At 36.5% G+C, this 11,315-nt stretch carries 9 protein-coding genes and 1 pseudogene; 1 reads left to right on the top strand and 9 read right to left on the bottom strand.

Features of this window, described 5'->3' with window-relative positions; translation table 11 throughout:
- From FJR37_RS27230 to FJR37_RS23470, 5 genes and pseudogenes are all read right to left on the bottom strand, one after another.
- A pseudogene (locus tag FJR37_RS27230) lies at nucleotides 1-120 on the bottom strand (IS982 family transposase); the annotation flags it as partial.
- A gap of 92 nt (nucleotides 121-212) precedes the next feature.
- Nucleotides 213-1,292, bottom strand: coding sequence for an ABC transporter ATP-binding protein (locus FJR37_RS23485; protein WP_039203133.1), 1,080 nt, complete (start codon nucleotides 1,290-1,292; stop codon nucleotides 213-215).
- A 55-nt stretch (nucleotides 1,293-1,347) separates the two neighbouring features.
- Nucleotides 1,348-2,208, bottom strand: a complete 861-nt coding sequence (locus FJR37_RS23480; RefSeq protein ID WP_168467260.1) for a carbohydrate ABC transporter permease — start codon at nucleotides 2,206-2,208, stop codon at nucleotides 1,348-1,350.
- Nucleotides 2,209-2,236: 28 nt separating this feature from the next.
- The gene (locus FJR37_RS23475) at nucleotides 2,237-3,142 is read right to left on the bottom strand and encodes a carbohydrate ABC transporter permease (RefSeq protein ID WP_168467259.1); all 906 of its coding nucleotides are present in this window, start codon (nucleotides 3,140-3,142) and stop codon (nucleotides 2,237-2,239) included.
- A 22-nt stretch (nucleotides 3,143-3,164) separates the two neighbouring features.
- Nucleotides 3,165-4,496: an ABC transporter substrate-binding protein gene (locus tag FJR37_RS23470; protein WP_254434649.1), complete on the bottom strand. Its 1,332-nt coding sequence runs from the start codon at nucleotides 4,494-4,496 to the stop codon at nucleotides 3,165-3,167.
- A gap of 120 nt (nucleotides 4,497-4,616) precedes the next feature.
- Here FJR37_RS23470 and FJR37_RS23465 point away from each other — a divergent pair, with 120 nt between their 5' ends.
- A complete protein-coding gene (locus FJR37_RS23465; protein WP_168467258.1) occupies nucleotides 4,617-5,963 on the top strand; it encodes an extracellular solute-binding protein in 1,347 nt (448 codons plus the stop codon).
- Between the two features lie 113 nt (nucleotides 5,964-6,076).
- Here FJR37_RS23465 and FJR37_RS23460 read toward each other — a convergent pair whose 3' ends face one another.
- From FJR37_RS23460 to FJR37_RS23445, 4 genes are all read right to left on the bottom strand, one after another.
- Nucleotides 6,077-8,338, bottom strand: a complete 2,262-nt coding sequence (locus FJR37_RS23460; RefSeq protein ID WP_168467257.1) for a CHAT domain-containing protein — start codon at nucleotides 8,336-8,338, stop codon at nucleotides 6,077-6,079.
- Nucleotides 8,339-8,464: 126 nt separating this feature from the next.
- Nucleotides 8,465-9,529, bottom strand: a complete 1,065-nt coding sequence (locus FJR37_RS23455) for a DUF1822 family protein (protein ID WP_039203137.1) — start codon at nucleotides 9,527-9,529, stop codon at nucleotides 8,465-8,467.
- A 140-nt stretch (nucleotides 9,530-9,669) separates the two neighbouring features.
- Complete coding sequence (locus FJR37_RS23450) at nucleotides 9,670-10,449, bottom strand: hypothetical protein (RefSeq protein WP_168467256.1); 780 nt, start codon at nucleotides 10,447-10,449, stop codon at nucleotides 9,670-9,672.
- 205 nt (nucleotides 10,450-10,654) lie between these two features.
- Nucleotides 10,655-11,158 (bottom strand): tetratricopeptide repeat protein, encoded by a 504-nt coding sequence (locus tag FJR37_RS23445; RefSeq protein ID WP_052149981.1) that lies wholly within the window; start codon nucleotides 11,156-11,158, stop codon nucleotides 10,655-10,657.
- Nucleotides 11,159-11,315: the final 157 nt, after the last annotated feature.

Here is an 11,315-nt window from a genome sequence, read left to right as displayed (position 1 = left end):
AAGTATAAGCTATTAAAGCAGCAGTAACATTAACCATAAAATTACCAACACTACGATGCCGAGAATGAACAAGTGAGCAAGTTGTGAAATATTTTTGAGTTGGTGATTAACGGTTTCAATTTATTCATAAGTGGGGCTTGCTGAAAAAGTTGATTTGTCAGTTCGCCATTTAGTTATGGCTGACAGTAAAATAATCGCCATATTTACGCCATTTATCTGCGTAATAGCTGATTACCAGATTGAACATCAAACCAGTGAAGATTTTGGGACGGTAAAGTTAATCTCATCTCTTCATGATTAGATTTTTCGTCTGGAGTTAACAAAACACGCACGGTCAACGCTTCCGCGTCATAACTATCAATACGCACACTTACTAAATTGTGCATACCTAAATTTTCCACCAGATATACTCGGCCTTGAATAGTCTGTGTATCCCCTGGTTGTGCAATCCTGATGTGTTCTGGACGGATACCTAACACAATTTTGGATGGTACTGTTGGTATATCTGGCAACAGTATTTTTGCATCACCTAACATTGCATAGTGTCCCTGACATGATAAAGTTAGCAAGTTCATTTTTGGACTACCAACAAATCCAGCTACAAATAAATTGGCTGGCTCATTGTATATACGTTCTGGTGAGTCGAGTTGCTGGACAAAACCATGATTAAGCACAGCCACTTTTGTTGAAAGTGTCATTGCTTCTGTTTGATCGTGCGTGACATAAACCACTGGAGCTTTTTGGAGAGCAAATATTTGTTTAATATCAGCACGGACTTGTTCCCGTAAAACTGCATCCAGGTTACTCAGTGGTTCATCCAGCAAGTAAACTTCAGCATGACGCACTAAAGCTCGACCGACAGCGACCCTCTGTCTTTGCCCCCCTGATAGTTGTCCGGGTTTGCGCTGTAGCAATTCCTCTAATCCCAACAGTTCTGAAACTGCTGTTACGCGACGCTGAATTTCAACAGAAGGGGTTTTTTTCAACTTGAGTCCAGAGGCTAAGTTTTCAGATACAGTCATATGTGGGTAAAGGGCATAACTTTGAAATACCATCGCCATATTGCGATCGCCGGGACGTTTAAATGTGATATTCTCATCTCCAAGCAGTATCTGTCCGCTAGTTGGTTCCTCTAACCCTGCAATCATTCGTAGTATTGTTGACTTACCACAACCACTCGGACCTAGTAAAGTGAGAAATTCATTGTCATTTACAGTTAAATTAATGTTTTTAACTGGAATAATTTTAGAACTATAGGCTTTATTTAGGTTTTTTAGTTCTAGTTTTACCATTGTTCTGCTTTTAATTAATGATTTTATTTTTTGACTATTCTTACTTCTTCCTTTGTTATTGCTTAACAGCACCAGCCGTAAGACCTTGAATGATCTGACGCTGAAAAAAGAAAAGAAGTAAAATTAAGGGGAACGTACCAACCACCGTCGCCGCAGCAATAGGTCCATAAGGAATCTCAAATACTGTAGCACCCCCCAATTGTGCCACTGCCACGGGAATCGTTTTCATCTCGTCACGAGTAATAAATGTCAGAGCAAAGATAAACTCATTCCAGGCAAAAATAAAAGTGATAATTCCAGTTGTTACCAAAGCAGGAATTGTCAATGGTAGTAGTATTTGCAGTAACATTTGCACAGTATTGTAGCCATCTACTCTGGCGGCATCTTCCAAGTCTTTTGGTAATTGCTGGAAATAACTGCGTAATACCAAAATCGTTAATGGTAAATTAATAGCTGTATAAGGAATAATCAGCGATAAATAGTTATTACCTAGATGTAATCCCTTGATAATTTCTAAAAGTCCCAAAAATAATAAAATTCCTGGGAATAAAGTAACAATCAAGATAGCTGCTATGATGGCTCTGCCACCCCAAGGACGTAACCTTGCTAAGACATAGGCCGCAGGCGCACCCACTACCAAAGATAAAACTGTAGAAACAATGGAGACAAAGGCACTATTCAATATATAAAGCCAAAACGGACGACTAGTAAATAATTCGATGTAGTGATTGAAAGTAATTCGAGCAGGAAAATAAACGGTAGGAATTTTGGCAATATCTTGATTGAGTTTAAATGAGGTGAGTATCTGCCACATCAGTGGAGCTAGACAGAAAACCACTATTGGGAAAATTAGTACCCAAATTAAGATTTGTTGGCCTGAATTTTTGACTTTTGTTTGTAGTTTGGGACTTGTCATCAATTTTCTCTCAGTGACAGTATAGGAATTAGTAAATGCGCTTCACAGAAAATTTTTTGAGTAATAAACTAGCAATAGCTACTGCTGTAATCAACAAAAGAAATGTCACCACAACTAAAGCTGCTCCATATCCAAAATCTAAGTAACGCATCACGGTAGAGTAGATATACAGTGATACTACTTCCGTTGCACCACCTGGACCTCCACCGGTCATAACAGAAATCAAGTCAAAAACTCCAAAGGACTGAGCAAACCGAAACAAGGTAGCAATGAGTATTTGCGGACTCAATAGGGGTAGGGTAATCTGGTAGAAACTTTGCCAGGGTGTTGCACCATCCATTAGATGAGCTTCATACAAGTCAGGTGAAATTGACTGCAAACCAGCTAATAGCAAAATACTAATAAATGGAGTCGTTTTCCACACATCTGCAACTATTACGGCTATCATTGCTAATGTCGGTTCTCCCAACCAATTAATACCAGTTTGAATTAAACCTAACCGTAACAGAATATCATTAACAACTCCAAATTGGTCATTAAAAATCCAAGCCCAAGCGATACCAATGAGGGCGGTGGGCAAAGCCCAAGGTAGAATAGCTATTGTCCGTACTCCACCCCTGCCAAAAAACTGCTTATTTAGGACTAGGGCAATACCCAATCCCAGCAGTAACTCTAACAACACCGTTGATAAAGTGAATACTGTTGTTATCCTCAAACTTTCCCAAAAACGACCATCCCCCACCATTCGCAGGTAATTGCTAAAACCACAAAAGACCGGTTGTAGTTTCGTTCCTAAGTTTTGAGTAAAAAAACTTAACCAAAAGGCTCGGACTATTGGATAGCCAAAGACAAATAGCAGCAACAGCATAGCAGGTAGTAGCAAAATCCATGCTGTTCGTTGTTCTTGACTTCTGATGGTTTGTTTGGTATTCATAGCTCATAAAGTTTTTTCATCGTTAATCTCCAGTCCCCAGTAATCTTCGAGTTTCATTAGCAGCAGCTTCCATTGCCGTTTCCGGGGTCATCCGATTTGTGAGTGCAGCACTAAGATAACGCTGTAAAATATCTGATACTTGGGCATACTGGGGAATGGGTGGACGTAAAACGGCTTTATCAGCTATTTCAAGTAACTGAGAATAATGAGGGTATTTACTGACAATTTCTGGATCTGTAAATAATGAGCGCCTGCTTGGCACAAAACCCCCTTTCAAAATAAATTGGCGCTGTGCTTCTTCACTGGTAAAGTATTGAATTGCTTTCCAAGCTTCTTGAGGATGTTTAGAAGATTTGGCAATTCCCAATCCCCAGCCGCCTAAACAAGTTCCTCCCATGTTACCAGGACTACTGGCCATAAGTTTGATACCAATTTTATCTTTAATGGGAGAATCTTCACCATTGGCTAGAGGCCAAACATAAGGCCAACTGCGTAAAAATGCCGCTTGACCGCTTTGAAATATACGTCTTGTATCCTCCTCCATATATGTTGTAGTTCCAGGTGGGGAAATTTCCTGTTCAATGGTATCTTTTAGAAAAGAGATCGCCTTTAATGTCTCAGGTTTATCTAAACCCACTTCTAAGTTATCAGGATTCACCCAAAATCCACCAAAACCTTGCAAAACTTCCACAAACATAGCCGCTAGTCCTTCGTACTGCCTTCCTTGCCAAAGATATCCCCAATTAATTTTTCCTTGGTTTTTTAAAGACTGAGAAATTTTGAATAACTCTGTAAAGCTTTCTGGTGGTTCAAATCCCCCTTGATCTAGCAGGTCTTTCCGGTAGTAAAGGACTCCTAAATCACTTCGGATCGGAATTCTGTAAAGTTTTCCTTCGTAACGTCCCGCTTCTATATCTGTAGGCGAAAATTTGGCTAACTCTTCTGCGGTAAGGCCATTACTCAAGTCTAATAACCAACCAGCAGCAGCAAACTTGGGTGTCCAAATAACATCCATATTGACCAAATCATAAGGGGATTCACCTAAGATAAATGCTGAAGTATATAAGTCTTCCACTAAATTTGTAGCGTTTGGACCTTCGATTAAATTGATACGAATCCCTGGATTTTTGGCTTCAAAGTCTTTTATTATACCTTGCTTCCAAGGTTGAGCATCGGGAGCAGTTAATAATAAATTCAGGACTACTGGTTGGTTTGATAAAGCTTGCGGCACGGAAAGTAAGATAATGCTGAGTAAAACAATGAGGAATATGCCTGTGTAATGTTTAAGATTTAGCAATATCTTTTTTTGCGGGTTTGTTTTGTTAAAATCAAAGGGTTTCATGGTAAAAACCATAATATAACAATTTTTTGCTGGATTTTGCAGGTTGTTATCATCTACTATATAAAACCTGGATAAAACCAGACTTTACTTTTTACTTCAATTTTTCTGGCTTTAATACATTTAATTCTGATTATGAAGAATCCCAATTTTTTAAACCAATTATCAGGGTTATTACAGAGAATTACACCCACAACACATAAGTTGACTGTACCATTGTTTACTGTTGCTTTAGGTTTGAGTGTAACATTATATGCCTGTCAGTCATCGGCTCAGAAAGAAATTACCCTATGTTTTGCTGTACCTGCAAACGAAATAACAAATTGGAACCAGTTAACTGAAAAGTTTAATAATGATAATAAGGGTAAGATTAAAATTACCCTCAATAAACCAGATGATCGGGAGATAGAGACATTAAAAAAAATGTATTCAGACAGTTTGATTAAGGATAAAAATACCAATAATAGCAACGTAGAATGTGGTGATGATAATCATCATTATGACTTAATTTACACTGACATTATTTGGTTGCGTGAGTTTGCACAATATCTTCTCCCTCTTGATAAACACTTTAAAGAAGAGGAATTGCAAGGTTTTCTTAAGACTGAAATTGATAATGGCAAGTATAAATCAAAACTTTATCGTATTCCTTTTCGCACTGATGTAGGCGTACTTTACTACAATAATGAGTTACTAAAAAGTAAAAAAGTACAAGTACCAAAGACTCCCGAGGATTTCCTAAAAACTGCCCAAAATTTCAATAAGAATAATGACTTAGATTACTTATCATGGCCAAATAAGGGAGAAGCACTAGTGCCTATGTTTGTAGAAGTCCTTTATGGTTATGATGGTTTTTGGATTAATCCGTATGATCAAGTTGTTGGATTAGACAGTCCAAAAGCTATCAAAGCGGTTAAATTCTTAAGAAAAATTCCGTCAGACACTGCTGAAGAACAAGATGCCAAAAACAAGTTTATACAGGGAAATAGTGCTTTTTTACGTAGTTGGCCTGGTGTGTGGGCTGAAGCTCAGAAGCCAGAGTCAAAGGTTCGAGGCAAAATTGGTATTGCACCCGTAGTTGGTGGAAAAGGTTGTCATGGCGGTTGGGGTTTAGCAATTGCTAAGAATATAGATAAAGAACGTCAAGAAGCAGCTATAAAAGCAGTCAAGTTTCTCACTAGTCGTGAATCTCAGTTACTCTTTACTTTATCACATGGGTCTGTTCCTACTCGTAAAGACCTATTTTTTGATCCCTTAATTGTTTCTAGATATAGTCATTATCCAGAACTTTTCAAAATGGTGGACAAAACGGTTTCACGTCCACGTCTTGCTAGATATGAGGAAGTATCTAATATTTTACAAACGAGTCTCCAATATGCACTTAAGACTGAAACAAAGGATGATGCGGTTGAAGGTATTATGAAAAAAGCGTCGGAAGACACTCAAAAATGTCTGACCGATGAAACAAAATGCAGCAATTAGGATCTTGCGTATCTTTTATCGTAATTGAGGATTATAAACAGGACTTACACAGCATATAACGGAAGCAGGGGTAATTCATGTAATTACCCCTACGCAATAATAAATTTTTAAGTTCACTTTAGCGTAAGTAATAATAAATTTCTATCATTAGTAGTAGCTACAATCAATGAAGTTTTATTGTCTTTTTGCCAAAAGGCCACGTCTGTTATTGTTTTTGTGTCTATTTTTGTCTCTATTTCTATTTTTGTCTCTATTTCTATTTTTGTCCATGATTGATTCTTCTGCTCCCACAATTCGACATTTTCATTTTTGTTATCGTTACCAATACCAATAACAGCCATATATTTACCATTAGGACTGGGAATAATATTTTTAAAGGATTCGATTTGGCTATTGTTGGGTGTGATGTTTTTATTACACTCGTATTTTTTACAACTAGAAATACTTCCATCTGTTACTTTAATATCTGTAATATCTACTTTTTCTGGATCAATACTTTCTGATTTTTTTAAATCCCACCAAAATTCTTTACCTGTCACATCGGACATAACTAAATAATTGTTATGTGATTTATCCGAACTGAACCTTAACTGAAGCTTATACTTACCTTGATCACGAATATCTTGGATTTTTATGACTTCTTGATCTTGAATCTGCCACAATTCTACTTGTCCAGAAATATTTGCTGCTGCTAAATAGTTATTGTTATTGTTACTGAAGCTAATTTTGACTATACTACTCAATATTTTTGGAAAGTTTGAAGATTTAAGTTTTAATTCTTGTAGCTTACCACTTCCATGTTCTGGCAACCTTAGCACATTAATAGTTGATTGCATATCTGCAACAGCTAGATACTTATTGTCACTGCTAAATGAAAGGTCAACTATATTTCTCTCTTCTTCACAGTGAATTTGCTTTTTCAATAATTCATCTCTTTTGATAACATCTTCAGGTTTTAATCTGTCTATCTCAAATACTCTTAATGTATTGTCTAAACTGCTAGTAGCTAGATATTTACCATCAGGAGTAAATTCTATAGAATGAATCACACCATTCCATGATTTACAAATAGACGGTGCTGGTGATAGTAATTTAGAAATACCAGCAATTATAATTATGGAAGCGGTAACAATTACAGTTAAACCAAATAATATCTTTTTTGATTTAAAAGTGTTAATTATTTTAGAAACCCCGGTTTTAATTACATTTAGTCTTGGGGAGAAAAACTTAAATAAGAAAGTCAACAAACGGGTTATTACACCTGGAGTCGGCCAAATATAGTCCGGCTGATTTTGATGGGAATAATAAATCACAGGTAACCATGTTGCTCCGGGAAAGTCATTGTCTTTTATATTTAACCTTCCTGTAGCTTCACGAACTGCTAAAGAAAACCGCTGACCTTTTTTAACAAAAGCTTCCAAAAACTTTAACAAAAATTCAGAGGCAAAACTATCTGGGACAGGTTCTTTCATGACAATTACAGCCGGAATTCCTACTTGTATCAAAACATTTGCAATTCCTAACCCATCACAAGAATTGAATATTGCTATTTTTAAACCTTTTTTCTTGGATTCTTCTAGTGCTTCCTTGAGATGATCTAAGGGTAGAGAATCTCCATCATTAATTTGAATTGTTCCAGTTCTTTCCTGACTAGAACTATGTCCTGAAAAAAATAAAATATCCCACTTGGAATCCCATAATAATTTATTCACTCTATCTCTATTTGGTTTTTCTTCAATTTGAACCCTTACACCATTATTATTTTTTAACTGATTCAATATTTCTTTCTCAGGCTTTTGATTTAAGCCATTTTCATCGCTACCGAAAATTGCTAAAATTCTTACGGGTGATTTTAAAACATGATGATGCCTATTTCTTTTAGTGTAATCTTCACTTAAATCTTCTGATAAAGCAAACGTACTCTTTTTAGAATCTCCTGAATCCAATAAGCCTCTCCATAATTGCCAGGGAAGTCTACGGAGGATATCATTATCATCCTTATTTACATCAAAGTGACTAAAAACAAGATTAATACGGACAACAGTTTCATTAGCTGGAATTTTGTTTTTAATTTTTTCACTCAGCACATAGAAATTTCCATCTCTAAACCATTTTTGACTACAATCTTCTAATGCTCTTTTAGCTTCTTCACATTTTTTTAAGTGCGATGTTAAACGTGCATCTCCAGCGCTAGTTAAACGAAGCCTAGTGTTTTCTCGTAATCCATCTTGCCATTGTTTATATAGCTGTGGCATTTCCGGTGATGCGGGAAATGTAAATTTCGCAATCAGCACTTGATTACTGACATCAACTAATTCTCCTGAAAATCCTGTATCAAAACTACCTGAATAAAATCTAAGTACAAGGTTAAGCATAGAACAATAAATGAGGTAGATGTACGAAAAATCATGCTTATTTTCCTATTTAAGCATGATTTATCACAAATATCTAATATCTCAGAATTATTTCAAAACGTAGTTACTGAGAAAATTAATTGTTGTTTAAATCACAAACTCCTGAGTAAAACTGCTATCACTCAGAGTTACTGTGACACTGAAATATTCGCCTGAACTTCCATTTATTTTAGACTCGATATAAATATCTCCTGTCTGTGATTCCATTGTTGTTACTACAATATTGTCCCTTAGATCCGTTATGGTCAGCTTTAACCCAGTTGGTAGTAAATACGGTTCTTGCTCTAAGGAATAAACACGCAGAATGATTAGTATCTCGCCGTCTGACTTGGGTACAATTCCCACCATCAACGCTAGAGAATAACCCAGTAGATAAACTCCTAAATCCTTAGCGCTGATAATAGGACAGGCAGAATGTTGGGGATTTTTTTGCCATAACAACTCAGCCGATTGCCAACGCTTGTTATCATCCTGGGTATTGCAGATGTCATTGACTAAATCCTCTTCGCTAGGGGTTTCCAAAACCAGATTTATATCTCTCATCACTGGACTTGACTTCATCACTGGACTTGGAGTTTTTTTACTGATTGCTGTCATTCTCTCCAATAAATCCCGTTGGGGTTGCCAATCAAGTTCAAATTTACCCTGAACCCAATTCCCAAGTTTTACTATTACTGGATCGTCTATTACTGGATCGGGTATCAAATATTCTAAAAAGGCATCAAGGGGCTGAAAATAAGACCGTGGTAATTCTGATACTGATACAGAAGGAACAAATCCTATGATTTCTCCTACTTGATAGGGTTCATCTATTTCAACAATCACATAAGCAGTCCTTTCCGATTGGACTTCAGGGGGAAAGTAACATTTAGAATCTTGCTTGTGTATAGCACGACATTCTAAGTAACCATTCAAAGCAGGAATATATAAATCGGCGATATTTTCTAACTGTTGCTCTAAGGGATTCCAACAGTGACTACGTTCTAAGTCTGTTTCAATACCTAAAACTTCTAAAAAATGTTGAGTAGCTAAAACAGCTAGGGTATTGCGATAAACCTGTTCGGCTCGTTGTCGAGTTGACTGTTTTTGGGCAAATTTATTAGCCTGTTGACGGTTTTCTTTTGTAAGTGCAATGGTAATTGGTTCTGTCATAATATGTTTCTCCAAAAGCATTTTATTAGCTGAATTTGCTAGTTATGTGAACTGCTAACAGATAATTGGTAATAAAATCCCTGTTTTCCATAATGTTCATCCTTGTGCAGTCAACCTAAATAGCTTATTTACGGGAATTTTTAGTCAAGAAGGCCTTTAAACCCGCGAAAACATCGGCTTTTACAAAATCGTTTTAAGGATAATGATGGTACTTTGTATTTCTTAGCCAAAATCTCCCATAAATAGGGATTTCTTTGATCAGCATAGTGATTATTATCATGCAGAATATCAAGAATATCAATCAGCAATAACTTACAGTCAACATGATGATAATTTTGCATCCGACAGTTACATAAATTCGGGGAATCTTTGACTAATTCTCTCCACTCTTCAATGGTTTCATTAAAAGAAAACTGATCAGGCGAAGGAATATTGTCAATTTGTGCATCATCATTATCTTCTCTTTCCTGTTGTTTAGTTATCTCGCGGACAACATCGAGAATTTTCCATTTCAGATACTTGTTAAACCAAGTGCTAATACTAGATAGTTTGGGATTATATTTCTGAGCAAAATCTTTCAAAAACCATTCCTTATTTCTTGATAAAGCCTCTTCATAGATATCAGATGGTATTTTACCTCCGCCCCACATTAGTCCAGACTTTTCGATTATCTGAATAATGAAGCCTATTATTTCGTTAGCTTCTTGGGGGTCGTTCTGTTGCCGGACGTAATTTAATAAAGACTCACGCAAAGAAATAGAGTTGATTATCTCCCGCAGCTTATGCTTTTCTATTCGTAATAGTTTTTTCCTTGCTAAGGGACTTAGCAAAATCTGATTTAGTTCATCAGGTGTCATATCCGTTATTTTCGATTCGACTAAGATCGGCGGATCTTTGGTTAATAAGATTAATGTTGGCATTATACTACCAATATCTATGGTTTATGTTACCAATACTTAAAAAATGTTTAAAACGTGATATTTCATAATTTTCTCAGATCCAAACTGAGTTTATTTATGGTCGCCAGAATCATTGATCAAAGCTTAAAAGGAAGTATTCGGGGAAAGTATGCTATGATTAATTCTCATAGTGCTTAACCCCCAAATACCTCCAGTGCTTATTGCTCTAACTGTTTATCGAATAAGTTAACTCAATCATTGTTATGAGACTGTTGATCATGTCTGCCGTTTCCTTCTCTCCTTCCTCTTGAAGTAGATATGAAGCCTTTTTAAAATCACTAAGTGCCGATATTGGACTATTCAGTACTACAAAACAAGACCCACGACCAACATAAGCATAGGGAATACTGGGATCAAGCTCAATCACCTTATCAAAATCAGCTTTCGCTGCTTTATAATTCCCATTAGTGAAATGAGATAATGCTCTACCGAGGTAGGCACAAGGATCATTAGGGGATGTCTTTATAAGTTGAGTAAAATATTTAACCGATTGACGGGAATCTTGGGAATTTGTTGCGGGTAAACCTCGGAATAAATTACTATTACTACCGGAGGACGTAAACCCAGGAAACTGTGTTTGTGCTGTGAAGAAATCTTGTCCTAAAGCCTTGGTGCTAATGGTAATTGTCCCTAATGCAAGAATAACTGCTAATAAGTTTTTGACTTTCATGGTTTTATGCCCCTAAACTATTCTGGACTTTCACTACTGGCTTATCGGTTTTAAAAGGGATATTTGACAGAGATGTTTATCATTTGTAACAATGTTTATCTCTAAATTTATGTCGCCACCCTTTCTATTGGCTTATCGGTTGTAAAAGGGAGATTTT

The sequence above is a fragment of the Aphanizomenon sp. UHCC 0183 genome, from assembly GCF_009712065.1.
GTDB lineage: Bacteria > Cyanobacteriota > Cyanobacteriia > Cyanobacteriales > Nostocaceae > Dolichospermum > Dolichospermum heterosporum.
Note: the sequence above shows the minus strand (reverse complement) of the source record. Positions and strands in the feature narration are given on the sequence as shown.

Bases quoted from the DNA above. Each gene is read 5' to 3' on its own strand.
- FJR37_RS23475 (WP_168467259.1), bottom strand. From the start codon at position 3,142: ATGAATACCAAACAAACCATCAGAAGTCAAGAACAACGAACAGCATGG.
- FJR37_RS23470 (WP_254434649.1), bottom strand. From the start codon at position 4,496: ATGGTTTTTACCATGAAACCCTTTGATTTTAACAAAACAAACCCGCAA.
- FJR37_RS23480 (WP_168467260.1), bottom strand. From the start codon at position 2,208: ATGACAAGTCCCAAACTACAAACAAAAGTCAAAAATTCAGGCCAACAA.
- FJR37_RS23460 (WP_168467257.1), bottom strand. From the start codon at position 8,338: ATGCTTAACCTTGTACTTAGATTTTATTCAGGTAGTTTTGATACAGGA.
- FJR37_RS23485 (WP_039203133.1), bottom strand. From the start codon at position 1,292: ATGGTAAAACTAGAACTAAAAAACCTAAATAAAGCCTATAGTTCTAAA.
- FJR37_RS23465 (WP_168467258.1), top strand. From the start codon at position 4,617: ATGAAGAATCCCAATTTTTTAAACCAATTATCAGGGTTATTACAGAGA.
- FJR37_RS23450 (WP_168467256.1), bottom strand. From the start codon at position 10,449: ATGCCAACATTAATCTTATTAACCAAAGATCCGCCGATCTTAGTCGAA.
- FJR37_RS23455 (WP_039203137.1), bottom strand. From the start codon at position 9,529: ATGACAGAACCAATTACCATTGCACTTACAAAAGAAAACCGTCAACAG.
- FJR37_RS23445 (WP_052149981.1), bottom strand. From the start codon at position 11,158: ATGAAAGTCAAAAACTTATTAGCAGTTATTCTTGCATTAGGGACAATT.